This is a genomic window from Klebsiella quasivariicola, assembly GCF_002269255.1.
Lineage (GTDB): Bacteria > Pseudomonadota > Gammaproteobacteria > Enterobacterales > Enterobacteriaceae > Klebsiella > Klebsiella quasivariicola.
This window is the reverse complement of sequence record NZ_CP022823.1, coordinates 4,295,294-4,309,849: the sequence shown is the minus strand read 5'-3', so window position 1 is coordinate 4,309,849 and position 14,556 is coordinate 4,295,294. Positions and strand designations below refer to the sequence as shown.

Genomic DNA, 14,556 nt, shown 5'->3' with positions numbered 1-14,556 from the left:
GGTTTCCGCCACAGGCCCGGCGTCAATAGCGTTGCTGTGAGCCAAAAAGCGCCATGCGACGGGCAATCATCTCGCGTACCGGCTGTAATCCCTGGGTGATGACTTTCCGCGGATCGTTCACATCGTGCCCGGTGTCGGCGGCAAAGATCGCCTTCACCTGCTGGCACCAGGCGTACATGTTTTCGGTATTAACGTTGATTTTGGCGGTGCCGCAGGCGATCGCCCGGCGCATATCCTCATCGGCAATACCGGTGCCGCCGTGCAGCACCAGCGGGACCTGCACCCGCTCGGCAATGGCTTTCATCTCGGTAAATCCCAGCCTGGCTTTGCCTTTATACAAGCCATGGGTGGAACCCAGCGCGGCGGCGAGGCAATCCACCTGCGTTTCTGTCACCAGGGTATAGCACTCCTCAGGATCGGCGTAGATGACCTCGGAGTTAACGATACCGTCTTCACTGCCGGCGATAGTGCCCAGTTCGGCCTCCACGGAGATGCCCTTGCTGTGCGCCAGTTCCACCAGGTGGCGGGTGATGGCCAGGTTTTCCCTGAACGGCAGATGTGAACCATCAAACATAATGGAACTGAAGCCGGCAGCGATCGCGGCTTCGCAGGCTTCCTGGGTGGTGCCGTGATCCAGATGCAGGGCCACCGGAATATCAATATGTAAATAATCCATGGCGTTAACCACGATATCATGAATACATTTTAACCCGAGCATATGCTTAACCGTGCCGCCGGACACGCCCAAAATAACCGGTGAGCGGCACTGCTGGGCGGTGCTTAATACGGCGCCGACCCATTCCAGATTATTAATGTTGAACTGACCGACGGCGTAGCCGTCCCGCAGGGCATGCTGAAGCATGTCCTTCATCGACACTAACATATTCACCTCTTGATATTTGTTAAATGCAGTTATTCTTCAAAATAGTGCTTTAAGTTTCTCTCATAGCTGTTTAGCGAGTGGTGGACGACCGCCAGATCCGGCATTGATTCCCGTACCCCTTTTTTCTCAATAGAAATAGCGGCGGTCAGACTGGCAAATAAAATAATATTATCGATATGCCACGAATAATGGACGCCATAGGTAAAGGCACCGTGAAAAACATCCCCGGCACCGGTGGTATCAACGGCATTGCACAGCCAGGACGGGACGATCTGCAGCATGCCGCTTTTTAAAAAGGCGCAGCCTTTTTCGCCAAGCGTAATAAATGCCTCACCGCGGCAAATTTTATTCAGCTCAATTAGCGCTGCTTTAATTTCTGCTTCGCTGCTCAGTGAGCGATAGCTCATATAATCGCGAGCGAAATGTTCGCTAACCACAAAATAGTCAGTCCAGGCCGCCAGTTTAATATTGCTGGCACGCAGTGACCCGCCGTCCATCACCACTCTGGCGGCAGGAAGCTTCTTAATTAAATATTCACTAATTTCCGCTTCGTGGCCGTCAATTAAAATAGTGACCGGCTCCTCGGCAGCAATCAGTCGTTCGGCGAGATCGTCCAGTTTGAGCTTTTGATCGTAGGTCAGGGAAGGAGGGGTATGCATCTTGCGGGTAATAATCGTCCGCGAACCCGTTAAGCGATTGACCAGCACCGAGGCCAGCGGAGTGATCATGTCATCGGAGAAAACCACCTGGCTGGTATCCACCCCCGCCTCGGCAAACTCATCGATAATGCGCTGGCCGTAAAGGTCCTGATGCAGATGGCCGATGTAATAGACCTCCTCACCCCATAATCCCAGCAGCCAGGCCGCATTGGCCGCCGGGCCGCCGCCGCTTTCTATAAAATCATGACAAAAATTTTTGGTATTCTCCTGAGGCCATTCATTGAGAAAGAAAAACTGATCGAAACAAGCAAATCCAATGGACAAAATAGCCATAACCGCTCCTGATTATTTGTCAGCGGCGAGGAGCGTGGCCTCCCCGCCGGGAAAAATGACGCCGCTTATTCCTTTTTCTGCTTCGCCGTAAGCTCCTCATAGCTGAGCGTATCGCCCACCACCCGTACGTGACGGAAACAGAAAGGCGCCAGCAGCGCGACGAGTAGTGCCAGACAAATCAGATAGATAGTGACCTGGCCAAACTGGGTGAAGGCGTTACCGATAATGATGCCCCACACCGCGAAGTCGAAATCGGCAAAAGTGCTGTTTTCAAATCCGAGGTTGCCGAGCGCCGGCAGCAGCATCGCCGGCAGGAAGGCGAGGAAGATCCCGCCGATAAAGGAGGCGATAATACATCCGCGCTTACCGCCCAGTTTATCGGCGAAGACGCCGGAGGTGCCGCCGCAGAAGAAGTGCGGCACCATGCCCGGGATAATCAGCGCCATGCCCAGTCCGCCGAGGAAGAGCATCCCGACCAGACCGCCGACGAAAGAGCTAATGAATCCCACCACCACCGCGGTGGGGCTAAAGGTGAAGAATACCGCGCAGTCAACGGCCGGGATGGAGTCCGGGATCAGCTTCTGGCTAATGCCCTGGAATGCCGGCACCAGATCGCCGAGGATCAGCCGCACACCGTTGTAGACAATGGCCACGCCAACGGCGAACTGCAGACCGGTCAGCACCGAGAAGATCAGCATGTTTTGATCGGTGATAGTGCTCAGGTACGCCGACCCGGCGACAGCACTGCAGACAAAGTAGATAACAAACATCACGATACCGGTAGTGACCGTGGTATCGCGCAGAAAGCCCCATTTCTCTGAAATCTCGGTATCGGCGAAGGAGTTTGCCGGATTGCCGGTCCGGCTGGCGATCCATGCCGAAAGGTAGTAGCCGAGAGAGCCGAAATGGCCCATGGCAATCCCACCGTCTTCCGTGACCTGCTTGGTATAACGTTGACCAATGGCGGGGGAGATGGCTGACCATGATCCCAGCAGAAATCCGCCGATCAGGATCAACATCCAGCCATGAAACTCCGCCGCCTGCAGAACGGCGGAAAACAGGCAGGCGAGAAAGAACGAGTGATGACCGGTCAGAAAGATATATTTATACTTGGTACAGCGGGCGATAATCAGGTTGAAAATAAAGCCTAACAGCAAAATACTCATGGTTTCCACGCCCAGCATCTTCTGGGCGACGGAGACAATGGCTTCATTGTTTGGAATTACGCCGCGAATATTAAATCCGGCTTCGATAATTCCGCCCAGCGGGTTGAGGTTGGCAACGATAACGCCTGCCCCGGCACTCAACATTAAATAGCCTAAAATCGGCTTTAATGTGCCAGTAAGCAGTTTATTGCCAGGCGAGCGCAGTGCCACTAAACCAACAAAGGCGATAAGCCCCATTAAAAAGGCGGGTTGACTGAATATTTCCGCTAAGAAACTAAGAATAGCCTGCATGGTCGTTCCCTCTATGCTGGTTAAGAGTGGGTCGCCGCAATTTTGGTCAATGCGTCGGTAATATCCTCGGCAATTTTCGCTTTATGGACGTAGCTGCGAATGATGGCGACATGACAGTGGGCCGGAAATTGATTTGCCAGTTCTTTGATCGTGACGTAAAGGTCGGCTTTTTCTCCGACGGCGTTGGCAAAATCCACTGAGGCGACATCCGCTTTGATTCCCAACTCTTCACAGATCTTTTTCACATTATTTGCAGCCATTAATGAGCTGCCAATACCGTTACCACAAACCGTTCTGATAACTAACATAATGACTACTCCATTTGTTTTTGGATGAAATGTAAGACTGAATTGACGTCATTTTCCTGCTGAAGAAAGGTCACAATATCTGACTCGATCAGCGAGGCTATCAGTTGGATCATTTTGATATGACTGTCCGCGTCCGCGCCGGCGATCGCGATGACCACGGTAACCGGGTCGAATTCATCGTGGCCGAAGGTGAGTGGCGTGGCGGTGGTGACAAGCGAAAATCCAGTCTGCAATGCCCCTTTTTCCGGGCGAGCGTGCGGCATGGCAATCCCGTCGTCCAGGACGATGGCGGCACCGAAATCTTCGTATACCGTCAGCATCTCGTTGACATATTCGGCACTGCAAATCTGGCGTCTGGCGAGTAATGAACCCGCCAGTTCGATGGCCTCTTCCGCACGGGAAATATTCTGCTTAAGGGCGATTAACGTAGGGTCAAAAATAATATCCATCCTCGGCTCCTGAACGTATTCCTGTTCCTGAGTCAAATCATGACCAAATACATTGATGAAAATGATGGATGAGATCACATTCGAGGTTTTAAATATTGATGGCGATCACATCGGCGGCAAAGTATCGGCAGAAAACGATATAAATAATTTATATATTTTTCAGTCTGTTATGAAGGCTTTGTGTTTTGACGCTGAAATTTGACAGAGAAAAAGTGAGAAGCAGAACGCGTTTTTTCGGCGGAAGTGCAGTGCTGGTCACAAATATCGGCGGGTCATTTATCTAAATTTTGACACCGTTAACAAAAAAGGCCCGCCTGAGCGAGCCTTTTATAAAAACGTGTGCCGATTACAGGCTGGAGACGTTTTCGGTCAGGTATTTTGCAACGCCTTCCGGAGAGGCAGCCATACCTTCTTTCCCTTTTTCCCACTGAGCCGGGCAAACTTCACCGTGCTCTTCGTGGAACTGCAGCGCGTCAACCATACGCAGCATTTCGTCGATGTTACGGCCCAGCGGCAGATCGTTAACCACCTGGTGACGAACGATGCCGTTAGCGTCGATCAGGAAGGAGCCGCGCAGCGCTACGCCTTCGTCCGGATGCTCAATACCGTACGCTTTCTGGATTTCACGTTTGATGTCAGCAACCATCGCGTATTTAACCGGACCGATACCGCCCTGGTCTACCGGGGTGTTACGCCATGCGTTGTGCACGAACTCGGAGTCGAAGGAAACGCCAACCACTTCCACGCCGCGTTTCTGGAATTCTTCGTAACGTTTGTCGAACGCGATCAGCTCAGACGGGCAGACGAAGGTGAAGTCCATCGGCCAGAAGAACAGAACGGTAGGTTTACCGTTGGTGTGTTGTTTGAAATTGAATTTCTCAACGATTTCACCATTACCCAGCACAGCGGCTGCAGTAAAATCCGGCGCTTGACGAGTGACCAGAACCATTTGATTCTCCTGTAATTACTAAGGTTATTTGGAACGCAACGCGGGCAAGTATAGAGTCTGTCCGGCAATAACACAAAGAGGCGCTGACAATCGTTCAGCCAGCTTTTACCTATCAATGACGCAGCGATTACAGCTGTTTGTTTGCCGCCTGGCGCATCATCTGCGGATAAAAGCGCCAGAACTGCTCCTCAAGCTGGTGGTAGTGGGTGTCCAGATCCTGCCAGGAGTCGCGTAGCGCCTCGAGACGCGGGCGGCGGCTGGCCATGCCGTTCAGCACACGCTGAATAAACTCCATTTCCCGATAGCGCTCCAGCCAGCGCTCCGACCACAGGTATTGATTGAGATTGACGAAGCGGGGCGGCGAATCAGGCAGGACGGGGGCAATCTGCTGCTCGGCGTAGCGGACAAACTCGTCCAGCGGCAGGTCAGGGGAGAGCTGCGCCCAGTGCTGCGACAGGAAATGATCCCACATGACGTCGAGGGTGATGGGAGCGACGCGGCGGGTCTGCGGGCGAAACCACTCCCGCGCCTCTTTGACTTCCGCCAGATTGTCAGTCATCACGTCAATCCGCCGATGCATATAGATGCCGTCGATGATCTCCGCCGGATAGTCGCCCTGCGGGTTGCCGCGCACGAAGTCGGCCATCAGGTTGCCGGGCAACGAACTGTCGGCGAGATGGGCCAGGTGCAGGTGGGCGAGAAAATTCATAAAACGACATCCTTTAAATACGAGCGGGCGGGTGGCGTCACCGATGTTGTGCTGAACGGCGCCTCAGTGGCCGAATGGCATGCTGTCTGGCCGCGCGCGGCACCTTTGCCACCGGTAAGGCATTCGGTTGCCGCATGGCGGCATTCGGAATGATTCGGAATATAGATTATGTCATTCATCCGGAGGGGTAAAGGTTGCAGGCAGACCGCCCCGGCACTAGACTACCCGCCTCTTTATTTAGTCTGAGTTATCGTCATGCGCGTTACCGATTTTGCTTTTGAACTACCCGAATCCCTGATTGCCCACTATCCGATGCCTGAGCGCAGTAGCTGTCGCTTGCTCTCCCTGGACGGGCCGACGGGCGCGCTGACGCATGGCACCTTCACCGACATTCTCGATAAGCTTAATCCAGGCGATCTGCTGGTGTTTAACAACACCCGGGTGATCCCGGCGCGTCTGTTCGGTCGTAAGGCCAGCGGCGGCAAGATTGAAGTGCTGGTGGAGCGGATGCTGGATGATAAGCGCATCCTGGCCCATATTCGCGCCTCGAAAGCGCCTAAGCCGGGCGCCGAGCTGCTGCTGGGGGATGACGAGAGCATTAAGGCCACCATGCTGGCGCGTCACGGCGCGCTGTTTGAAGTGGAATTTAACGACGAGCGCCCGGTGCTGGAGATCCTCAACGGGATCGGCCATATGCCGCTGCCGCCCTATATTGACCGCCCGGACGAAGACGCCGACCGCGAGCTCTATCAAACTGTCTACGGCACCAGGCCGGGCGCGGTAGCCGCCCCGACCGCCGGTCTGCATTTCGACGAACCGCTGCTGGACAAACTGCGCGCCAAAGGCGTTGAGATGGCGTTTGTTACCCTGCACGTGGGCGCCGGCACCTTCCAGCCGGTGCGCGTCGACAGCATTGAAGAGCACACCATGCACTCCGAATATGCCGAAGTTCCACAGGAGGTGGTCGATGCGGTGCTGGCGGCAAAAGCGCGTGGCAACCGCGTGATCGCGGTAGGCACAACGTCGGTACGCTCGCTGGAGAGCGCGGCGCAGGCGGCGAAAGACGCGCTGATCGCGCCATTCTTCGACGATACGCAGATTTTCATCTATCCGGGTTATCAGTACCAGGTGATTGATGCGCTGGTGACCAACTTCCATCTCCCTGAATCCACACTGATTATGCTGGTGTCGGCGTTTGCGGGTTATCAGCACACCATGAACGCCTACAAGGTGGCGGTTGAGCAAAAATATCGCTTTTTTAGCTACGGGGATGCGATGTTTATCACGTACAATCCGCAGGCTATTTCTGAGCGTCCCTAAACAGGCCGGTATACCGGCTTGTTGACGCCATGACGCATTTTTAGCCACGGAATCATTCCGTGGCGAGTATGAAAACGTCGGACTGTTTTTCTGACGCAGGAGCAAGAATGAAATTTGAACTGGATACCACCGACGGTCGCGCCCGCCGCGGTCGCCTGGTGTTTGAGCGCGGCGTGGTGGAAACACCGGCCTTTATGCCCGTTGGCACCTACGGCACCGTCAAAGGGATGACGCCGGAAGAGGTGGAAGCCACCGGCGCGCAGATTATTCTCGGCAACACCTTCCACCTGTGGCTGCGCCCGGGTCAGGAGATCATGAAGCTGCATGGCGATCTGCACGATTTTATGCAGTGGAAAGGACCGATCCTGACCGACTCCGGCGGCTTCCAGGTGTTCAGCCTTGGCGATATCCGTAAGATCACCGAGCAGGGCGTCCATTTCCGCAACCCGATCAACGGCGATCCTATTTTCCTCGATCCGGAAAAATCGATGGAGATTCAATACGATCTCGGTTCCGACATCGTGATGATCTTCGACGAATGTACGCCGTACCCGGCGGACTGGGACTACGCCAAGCGTTCGATGGAAATGTCTCTGCGCTGGGCGAAGCGCAGCCGCGACCGTTTCGATAGCCTCGGCAATAAAAACGCGCTGTTCGGCATTATTCAGGGTAGCGTTTACGAAGATTTACGCGATATCTCGGTGAAAGGTCTGGTAGAGATTGGCTTTGATGGCTACGCTGTCGGCGGTTTGGCGGTCGGTGAGCCGAAGGAAGACATGCATCGCATTCTGGAGCACGTCTGCCCGCAGATCCCGGCCGATAAACCACGATACCTGATGGGCGTCGGGAAGCCGGAAGATCTGGTGGAAGGGGTACGTCGCGGTATCGATATGTTCGACTGCGTCATGCCGACGCGCAACGCGCGTAACGGCCACCTGTTCGTCACCGACGGCGTGGTGAAAATCCGCAACGCGAAGCACAAAAGCGATACCGCACCGCTGGACGCCGAGTGTGATTGCTATACATGTCGCAATTATTCACGCGCTTACTTGCATCACCTCGATCGTTGCAACGAAATATTGGGCGCGCGTCTCAATACCATTCATAACCTGCGCTACTATCAGCGTTTAATGGCTGGTTTACGCAAGGCTATCGAAGAGGGTAAATTAGAGAGCTTCGTGACCGATTTTTACCAACGTCAGGGGCGCACCGTGCCTCCTTTGAACGTTGATTAATTTTAATAATGAGGGAATTTCAATGAGCTTTTTTATTTCTGATGCGGTAGCGGCAACGGGTGCACCGGCGCAGGGCAGCCCGATGTCTCTGATTCTGATGCTGGTGGTGTTCGGTCTGATTTTTTACTTCATGATCCTGCGTCCACAGCAGAAGCGCACCAAGGAACACAAGAACCTGATGAACTCCATCGCCAAAGGCGATGAAGTGCTGACCAACGGCGGTCTGGTCGGTCGCGTGACCAAAGTAGCGGAAACTGGCTACATTGCTATCGCGCTGAACGATACCACTGAAGTGGTTATCAAACGTGACTTCGTTGCTGCCGTTCTGCCGAAAGGCACCATGAAGGCGCTGTAATCTAACTTTTCCCAAAGGGAACTGCCGTGTTAAACCGTTATCCTTTGTGGAAGTACGTCATGCTGGTCGTCGTCATTGTCGTCGGCCTGATCTATGCGCTTCCCAACCTGTATGGTGAGGATCCGGCTGTTCAAATCACTGGCGCGCGCGGCGTCGCCGCCAGTGAGCAAACGCTGATCCAGGTCCAGAAAACTTTACAAGAAGAAAAAATAACCGCGAAGTCTGTGGCTCTGGAAGAGGGCGCTATTCTTGCGCGCTTCGACACCACTGATACCCAGCTGCGTGCGCGTGAAGCGCTGCTTACCGTGCTGGGTGACAAATACGTCGTGGCGCTAAACCTTGCTCCGGCAACCCCACGCTGGCTGGCGGCACTCTATGCCGAGCCAATGAAGCTGGGTCTTGATCTGCGCGGCGGCGTGCACTTCCTGATGGAAGTGGATATGGACACCGCGTTAGGCAAACTGCAGGAACAGAACATCGATAGCCTGCGCAGCGAACTGCGCGACAAAGGCATTCCTTACGCGACCGTGCGTAAAGAAGACAACTACGGTCTGAGCATCGTCTTCCGCGACAGCGCGGCGCGCGACCAGGCTATCTCTTATCTCAGCCCTCGCCATCGCGATCTGGTTATCTCCTCTCAGGGTGACAACAGCCTGAAAGCGGTGATGACCGATGAGCGCCTGAAAGAAGCCCGTGAGTATGCGGTTCAGCAGAACATTAATATCCTGCGTAACCGTGTTAACCAGCTGGGCGTCGCCGAGCCGCTGGTTCAGCGTCAGGGCGCTGACCGCATCGTGGTTGAGCTGCCGGGTATCCAGGATACCGCGCGGGCGAAGGAGATCCTTGGCGCGACCGCGACCCTCGAGTTCCGTCTGGTCAATACTAACGTGGACCAGTCCGCTGCCGCCTCTGGCCGCGTACCGGGCGACTCGGAAGTGAAGCAGACGCGTGAAGGCCAGCCGGTGGTGCTGTACAAACGCGTGATCCTGACCGGTGACCATATCACCGACTCCACCTCCAGCATGGATGAGTACAACCAGCCGCAGGTTAACATCTCGCTGGACAGTGCGGGCGGGAACATCATGTCTAACTTCACCAAGGACAACATCGGTAAACCGATGGCGACCCTGTTCGTGGAGTATAAAGACAGCGGTAAGAAAGATGCCAACGGTCGCGCTATCCTGGCGAAAGAGGAAGAGGTGATTAACATCGCCAACATCCAGTCGCGTCTGGGTAACAGCTTCCGTATTACCGGTATCAGCAACCCGACCGAGGCGCGCCAGCTGTCGCTGCTGCTGCGTGCCGGCGCGCTGATTGCGCCGATTCAGATCGTCGAAGAGCGGACTATCGGCCCAACCCTGGGGATGCAGAACATCAAGCAGGGTCTGGAAGCCTGTCTGGCCGGTCTGGTGGTCTCTATCCTGTTCATGATCCTCTTCTATAAGAAGTTCGGTCTGATCGCGACTTCGGCGCTGATTGCCAACCTGGTGCTGATTGTCGGCATTATGTCCCTGATCCCGGGGGCGACGCTGACCATGCCGGGCATCGCGGGTATCGTGTTAACCCTTGCGGTGGCGGTCGATGCTAACGTACTGATCAACGAGCGTATCAAAGAAGAACTGAGCAACGGGCGTACCGTTCAGCAGGCGATTGACGAAGGTTATCGCGGCGCGTTCAGTTCGATCTTCGACGCCAACGTGACGACGCTTATCAAAGTGATCATCCTGTACGCCGTCGGTACCGGTGCCATTAAAGGGTTTGCGATTACCACCGGTATCGGTATCGCGACCTCAATGTTTACCGCTATCGTCGGCACCCGTGCCATCGTGAACCTGCTGTACGGCGGCAAGCGCGTTAAAAAGCTGTCTATCTGAGGAGTGCGTTGTGGCACAGGAATATACTGTTGAACAATTGAACCACGGCCGTAAAGTCTGGGACTTTATGCGCTGGGACTACTGGGCCTTCGGCATTTCAGGTTTTCTGCTGATTGTGTCGATCGCCATCATCGGCGTTCGTGGGTTTAACTGGGGTCTCGATTTCACCGGCGGTACGGTGATTGAAATTACCCTTGAGAAACCGGTCGATCTGGACCAGATGCGTGATGCGCTGCAGAAAGCGGGTTTTGAAGAGCCGCAGGTGCAGAACTTCGGTAGCAGCCGCGACATCATGGTACGTATGCCGCCGGTGCATGACGCCAACGGCAGCCAGGAGCTGGGCAGCAAGGTCGTGACGGTGATTAACGAATCGACCAGTCAGAACGCGGCGGTGAAGCGTATTGAGTTTGTCGGCCCAAGCGTCGGTGCGGACCTCGCGCAAACCGGCGCCCTGGCGCTGATTGCGGCGCTGGTCTGTATCCTGATCTACGTCGGCTTCCGCTTCGAATGGCGTCTGGCGGCCGGGGTGGTTATCGCCCTGGCGCACGACGTGGTGATCACTATGGGCGTGCTGTCGCTGTTCCATATCGAGATCGACCTGACCATCGTGGCCTCGTTGATGTCGGTTATCGGCTACTCGCTGAACGACAGTATCGTGGTATCGGACCGTATCCGTGAAAACTTCCGTAAGATCCGCCGCGGTACGCCGTACGAGATCTTTAACGTGTCGTTGACCCAGACGCTGCACCGTACCTTGATCACCTCTGGTACCACTTTGATGGTGATCCTGATGCTGTTCCTGTTCGGCGGCCCGATTCTGGAAGGCTTCTCGCTGACCATGCTGATCGGTGTCTCCATCGGTACGGCTTCTTCTATCTACGTCGCCTCCGCGCTGGCGTTGAAGCTGGGCATGAAGCGCGAGCATCTGATCCAGCAGAAGGTCGAGAAAGAAGGGGCGGATCAGCCGTCTATTCTGCCGTAATCCGGTTCAGTTGAGAGAAAGCAATCCCGGCCCTGGTGGCCGGGATTTTTTTGTCCACGATAAAACCTGCTGACAGTAAGCTGTCAGGAGCCCTCCCATACACTCCTTCTGAACTCACTAACGAGCAGGAGGAAGTATGAATAACGTGATTAACTGGTTTGAAATTCCGGTCGCCGATATGGATCGCGCCGTCGCGTTTTATGAGCCGGTGATGCAGGTGACGCTGCGTCGCGAAACCATGGACTGCGCCGAGCTGGCGGTGTTCCCGCATCAGGATCCGGCCCCCGGTGGCGCGCTGGCCAAATTCGACGGTATCGCGCCTTCGGCGCAGGGCGCTATTATTTACCTGCATACTGACCATCTTGCCGCCACGCTGGATCGCGTTGCCTCGGCGGGTGGGGCCTGTGTCTTCGGCCCGCTGACGCTGCCGAATGATATTGGCACCATCGCGCTGTTTACCGACAGCGAGGGCAACCGCGTTGGCCTGCACCAGCCAGCTTAACCTGAATTTTTTGTGAAGTGAGACATGACCCGACGCGCCGACCGTTTATTTCAGATTGTGCAGATCCTGCGCGGCAGGCGGCTCACTACCGCCGCGCTGCTGGCGGAGCGGCTGGGCGTGTCGGAGCGCACCGTGTATCGCGATATTCGCGATCTCTCCCTCTCCGGCGTGCCGGTGGAGGGCGAGGCGGGCAGCGGCTACCGGCTACTGGCGGGCTACGATCTGCCGCCGCTGATGCTGACCACCAAAGAATCCGAAGCGCTGATCGCCGCGATTCGGCTGCTGAAAACCTGGGGCGGTGAGGCGCTGTCGCAATCGCTGGAATCCGCCCAGGAGAAGATGCTGGCGATCCTCCCGGAGGCGCGCCGGCGCCAGGCGGAGCAGACCCGCCTGTTTGCCCCCGATCTCGGCGCCCATCGCTATGCCAAAACCTTCTTTGACGTCATTCATCAGGCGGTCTCCGGCCAGCAGGTGCTGGCACTGCGCTATCAGGATGAGTCCGGTCGGGTGACCGAGCGCGACGTGCTGCCGCTGGGGCTGTTTTTCTGGGGGGAGCGCTGGCTGCTGGTGGCCTGGTGCGAGCTGCGTAATGATTATCGTAACTTTCGCCTCGACCGCTGTCTGGCGGTCAGGGCGACCGAACGTCGATTCAGCGAGTGCGCCGAACGCTCATTAAACGATTTTTTGCGCAAAGTCCGCTGCGAGGTGCGGGAGAAATAAAAACGCCCGGGTGGCCCGGGCGCTGTCTTGCTGTATCAGCAATTAGAAGTTGTAACCAACCACGAAGTAACCACCCCAGCCGGTCGAGCGGACGCTGAAATCGCCATCGCCGAAGTTCAGCTTGGCATCGTCAGCCCACTGGCCGCCGTTATGGAAGTAACGAGCGACGATAGAGTAGTGCCAGTGCGCGTAGTTCAGCGCCAGGATGTGGCTGGAGGCGATAGAGTTGCTGGTGCGCGCGTGCTTCCCGTTCAGATCGTAGAAGTTGTCATCGCCGAGGTCAGAGCCCCAGTCGAAGTTGGTGAAGCCGATATAGCTCAGCGAACCGCCCCACAGGTCGGTCAGCGGCACAAAGTATTTCACTTTGAAACGGTAGCCGTCCCACTCGTTTTCGTTGGACGCACCGTAGTTCTGCCACTGGTACTTGGCGTAGATGTTCAGCGACAGGCTCATCGGCAGGCCGGTATCAATATCGGTACCCAGACCCATATACCAGGTGCTCTGCTCCTGGGAGTCGTTGCGGCCCATATCGTAGATATAGTTGTTGGCGAAATACCACTCTTTGAACGGCCCGAAGCTCAGATCGGTATTGGTCAGCTTATCGATAGAGAAACGCGGTTCGATCTCCATAAACAGCGGGGAACCTTTGTTCCAGATACCTTTTGCCGTGCTGTTGCCGCCGAAGAATACCGGGGCATCGATGTAGCCGTAGAAATCAAACCAGTCTTTTTTGGCGAACGCTTCGTATTCCAGGTAGGTATCGTTACGGATCTGCGGTCCAAAACGGGTGTGGTAGCTGCCTACCACGTTAACACTCTGGTGCCACCAGTCAGACAGATATTGCGGTTTGTCGTTTTCTGCCGCGCCCGCGGTAAAAGAAGTGGAGAGCGCCACAACCGCACCCGCTGCCAGTAATGTTTTTTTCATAGTAATGCCACTGTTTAAATTGAGCCTGAAGGCGTTAAAAGAAGTGCCGAAGCGTTTCTAAATATTTCGTCTTTCTGTGGGGGTCTATTATAGGAATCATTGCTCACAAAAATACGTGTTGTTTCACATAACCAGAACATGCGTAATCGATTGCGTTCACGATTCTATGCATTTCTTGACAAAATGCTACTGAAAATCGCTGTCCAGAACGATTTCTAATGAACTCTTGCGAAAAGTTGTAAGTGGATAAAACCGGTGGGGATGAAAGCCGCCGGGCAGGGCGTGCCCGGCGGGAAGGGTTATTGTGCGGCCGGCTGGATATCGTGAACGCGAATAAAACCGACTTTGTCCGGGGTCACGTTCAGGCGCAGCGGGATATCGACATCGCTGGGGGCGAGGGTGCTGGCCGGGGCGCTGATCAGCTGGTCCTGAACATTGACTTCCTGATAGCTGTGGGTGGTGCCAGTGATCTGCCCGGAGGCGACGGTGGCGGTAAAGGCCGGCAGCGGATCGTTGGATTCACCCTGAATGCGTAAAGTCAGGCGTGACCCGTCGCCATCCGGCGTAATGCTGCCCACCGACATGCGCAGGGTGCCGATCTGGCTCTCCAGCCGCGCCGGGGTTTTGGCCTCCGGCAGCAGATAAACGCCGCGGGTGGATTTGGCGTTCAGCGCATTTTGCTGGGTGATTTTGATGGTTTGCTGATTGAGCTGGGTCATCTCCTGGCTCAACGTGGTCACGCTCTGGTGCATCTGGCGGACTTCGCTTTGCTGGGCGCAGGCGGTCAGGGTGAACAAACTACCCGCGATGGCGAGCTTCAGATAACGTCTTGTCATGGTCAGGATTCCGTTAACAGAAGATGCTTAATGGTAGCCAAAGCAGCCTCATCTCCCA

Annotated in this window: 18 protein-coding genes; 9 read left to right on the top strand and 9 right to left on the bottom strand. The window is 55.4% G+C overall.

Annotated elements, in window-relative coordinates:
- Nucleotides 1-22 precede the first annotated feature (22 nt).
- From fba to B8P98_RS21810, 5 genes are all read right to left on the bottom strand, one after another.
- The gene (gene fba, locus B8P98_RS21830; RefSeq protein ID WP_165931885.1) at nucleotides 23-877 is read right to left on the bottom strand and encodes a class II fructose-1,6-bisphosphate aldolase; all 855 of its coding nucleotides are present in this window, start codon (nucleotides 875-877) and stop codon (nucleotides 23-25) included.
- 35 nt (nucleotides 878-912) lie between these two features.
- Nucleotides 913-1,875: a carbohydrate kinase family protein gene (locus B8P98_RS21825; protein ID WP_025710629.1), complete on the bottom strand. Its 963-nt coding sequence runs from the start codon at nucleotides 1,873-1,875 to the stop codon at nucleotides 913-915.
- 65 nt (nucleotides 1,876-1,940) lie between these two features.
- On the bottom strand, nucleotides 1,941-3,332 hold the full coding sequence (locus B8P98_RS21820) for a PTS ascorbate transporter subunit IIC (RefSeq protein ID WP_025710630.1): 1,392 nt from the start codon (nucleotides 3,330-3,332) through the stop codon (nucleotides 1,941-1,943).
- Between the two features lie 20 nt (nucleotides 3,333-3,352).
- Nucleotides 3,353-3,640, bottom strand: a complete 288-nt coding sequence (locus B8P98_RS21815) for a PTS sugar transporter subunit IIB (RefSeq protein WP_061155585.1) — start codon at nucleotides 3,638-3,640, stop codon at nucleotides 3,353-3,355.
- A gap of 5 nt (nucleotides 3,641-3,645) precedes the next feature.
- Nucleotides 3,646-4,089 carry a PTS sugar transporter subunit IIA gene (locus tag B8P98_RS21810; protein ID WP_025710631.1) on the bottom strand — a complete coding sequence of 148 codons (444 nt, stop codon included), beginning with the start codon at nucleotides 4,087-4,089 and terminating at the stop codon, nucleotides 3,646-3,648.
- 55 nt (nucleotides 4,090-4,144) lie between these two features.
- Between B8P98_RS21810 and B8P98_RS31170 the strand changes: the two genes are divergently transcribed.
- The gene (locus B8P98_RS31170; protein ID WP_165931836.1) at nucleotides 4,145-4,291 is read left to right on the top strand and encodes a hypothetical protein; all 147 of its coding nucleotides are present in this window, start codon (nucleotides 4,145-4,147) and stop codon (nucleotides 4,289-4,291) included.
- A gap of 144 nt (nucleotides 4,292-4,435) precedes the next feature.
- On the opposite strand, the gene B8P98_RS21805 is transcribed toward B8P98_RS31170, so the two are convergent.
- The gene (locus B8P98_RS21805) at nucleotides 4,436-5,038 is read right to left on the bottom strand and encodes a peroxiredoxin (protein ID WP_002890386.1); all 603 of its coding nucleotides are present in this window, start codon (nucleotides 5,036-5,038) and stop codon (nucleotides 4,436-4,438) included.
- A gap of 127 nt (nucleotides 5,039-5,165) precedes the next feature.
- Nucleotides 5,166-5,747: an ACP phosphodiesterase gene (gene acpH / locus B8P98_RS21800; RefSeq protein WP_080924515.1), complete on the bottom strand. Its 582-nt coding sequence runs from the start codon at nucleotides 5,745-5,747 to the stop codon at nucleotides 5,166-5,168.
- A gap of 74 nt (nucleotides 5,748-5,821) precedes the next feature.
- Between acpH and B8P98_RS31165 the strand changes: the two genes are divergently transcribed.
- From B8P98_RS31165 to B8P98_RS21765, 8 genes are all read left to right on the top strand, one after another.
- Entirely contained in the window at nucleotides 5,822-5,938 is a 117-nt protein-coding gene (locus tag B8P98_RS31165) for a hypothetical protein (RefSeq protein WP_165931835.1), read from the top strand.
- A 64-nt stretch (nucleotides 5,939-6,002) separates the two neighbouring features.
- The gene (queA, locus tag B8P98_RS21795) at nucleotides 6,003-7,067 is read left to right on the top strand and encodes a tRNA preQ1(34) S-adenosylmethionine ribosyltransferase-isomerase QueA (RefSeq protein ID WP_002890390.1); all 1,065 of its coding nucleotides are present in this window, start codon (nucleotides 6,003-6,005) and stop codon (nucleotides 7,065-7,067) included.
- A 107-nt stretch (nucleotides 7,068-7,174) separates the two neighbouring features.
- Nucleotides 7,175-8,302 (top strand): tRNA guanosine(34) transglycosylase Tgt, encoded by a 1,128-nt coding sequence (gene tgt, locus B8P98_RS21790; protein WP_002890395.1) that lies wholly within the window; start codon nucleotides 7,175-7,177, stop codon nucleotides 8,300-8,302.
- 22 nt (nucleotides 8,303-8,324) lie between these two features.
- Nucleotides 8,325-8,657, top strand: a complete 333-nt coding sequence (yajC, locus tag B8P98_RS21785) for a preprotein translocase subunit YajC (protein ID WP_002890398.1) — start codon at nucleotides 8,325-8,327, stop codon at nucleotides 8,655-8,657.
- 26 nt (nucleotides 8,658-8,683) lie between these two features.
- Entirely contained in the window at nucleotides 8,684-10,531 is a 1,848-nt protein-coding gene (gene secD / locus B8P98_RS21780; protein WP_042929004.1) for a protein translocase subunit SecD, read from the top strand.
- A gap of 10 nt (nucleotides 10,532-10,541) precedes the next feature.
- Nucleotides 10,542-11,513: a protein translocase subunit SecF gene (secF, locus tag B8P98_RS21775; RefSeq protein WP_025710635.1), complete on the top strand. Its 972-nt coding sequence runs from the start codon at nucleotides 10,542-10,544 to the stop codon at nucleotides 11,511-11,513.
- 136 nt (nucleotides 11,514-11,649) lie between these two features.
- Entirely contained in the window at nucleotides 11,650-12,015 is a 366-nt protein-coding gene (locus B8P98_RS21770) for a VOC family protein (RefSeq protein ID WP_025710636.1), read from the top strand.
- Nucleotides 12,016-12,039: 24 nt separating this feature from the next.
- Nucleotides 12,040-12,735, top strand: coding sequence for a helix-turn-helix transcriptional regulator (locus B8P98_RS21765; RefSeq protein WP_025710637.1), 696 nt, complete (start codon nucleotides 12,040-12,042; stop codon nucleotides 12,733-12,735).
- A 42-nt stretch (nucleotides 12,736-12,777) separates the two neighbouring features.
- Here the strand turns inward: B8P98_RS21765 and B8P98_RS21760 are convergent, their stop codons facing one another.
- Nucleotides 12,778-13,662, bottom strand: coding sequence for a nucleoside-specific channel-forming protein Tsx (locus tag B8P98_RS21760; protein ID WP_025710638.1), 885 nt, complete (start codon nucleotides 13,660-13,662; stop codon nucleotides 12,778-12,780).
- Nucleotides 13,663-13,961: 299 nt separating this feature from the next.
- Nucleotides 13,962-14,498, bottom strand: a complete 537-nt coding sequence (locus tag B8P98_RS21755) for a SadB/YajI family lipoprotein (protein WP_025710639.1) — start codon at nucleotides 14,496-14,498, stop codon at nucleotides 13,962-13,964.
- Nucleotides 14,499-14,556: the final 58 nt, after the last annotated feature.

Bases quoted from the DNA above. Each gene is read 5' to 3' on its own strand.
- B8P98_RS31170 (WP_165931836.1), top strand. From the start codon at position 4,145: ATGAAAATGATGGATGAGATCACATTCGAGGTTTTAAATATTGATGGC.
- acpH (WP_080924515.1), bottom strand. From the start codon at position 5,747: ATGAATTTTCTCGCCCACCTGCACCTGGCCCATCTCGCCGACAGTTCG.
- B8P98_RS21770 (WP_025710636.1), top strand. From the start codon at position 11,650: ATGAATAACGTGATTAACTGGTTTGAAATTCCGGTCGCCGATATGGAT.
- B8P98_RS21755 (WP_025710639.1), bottom strand. From the start codon at position 14,498: ATGACAAGACGTTATCTGAAGCTCGCCATCGCGGGTAGTTTGTTCACC.
- B8P98_RS21760 (WP_025710638.1), bottom strand. From the start codon at position 13,662: ATGAAAAAAACATTACTGGCAGCGGGTGCGGTTGTGGCGCTCTCCACT.
- tgt (WP_002890395.1), top strand. From the start codon at position 7,175: ATGAAATTTGAACTGGATACCACCGACGGTCGCGCCCGCCGCGGTCGC.
- B8P98_RS21810 (WP_025710631.1), bottom strand. From the start codon at position 4,089: ATGGATATTATTTTTGACCCTACGTTAATCGCCCTTAAGCAGAATATT.
- yajC (WP_002890398.1), top strand. From the start codon at position 8,325: ATGAGCTTTTTTATTTCTGATGCGGTAGCGGCAACGGGTGCACCGGCG.
- B8P98_RS21815 (WP_061155585.1), bottom strand. From the start codon at position 3,640: ATGTTAGTTATCAGAACGGTTTGTGGTAACGGTATTGGCAGCTCATTA.
- B8P98_RS31165 (WP_165931835.1), top strand. From the start codon at position 5,822: ATGGCATGCTGTCTGGCCGCGCGCGGCACCTTTGCCACCGGTAAGGCA.
- B8P98_RS21820 (WP_025710630.1), bottom strand. From the start codon at position 3,332: ATGCAGGCTATTCTTAGTTTCTTAGCGGAAATATTCAGTCAACCCGCC.
- B8P98_RS21805 (WP_002890386.1), bottom strand. From the start codon at position 5,038: ATGGTTCTGGTCACTCGTCAAGCGCCGGATTTTACTGCAGCCGCTGTG.
- queA (WP_002890390.1), top strand. From the start codon at position 6,003: ATGCGCGTTACCGATTTTGCTTTTGAACTACCCGAATCCCTGATTGCC.
- B8P98_RS21765 (WP_025710637.1), top strand. From the start codon at position 12,040: ATGACCCGACGCGCCGACCGTTTATTTCAGATTGTGCAGATCCTGCGC.
- B8P98_RS21825 (WP_025710629.1), bottom strand. From the start codon at position 1,875: ATGGCTATTTTGTCCATTGGATTTGCTTGTTTCGATCAGTTTTTCTTT.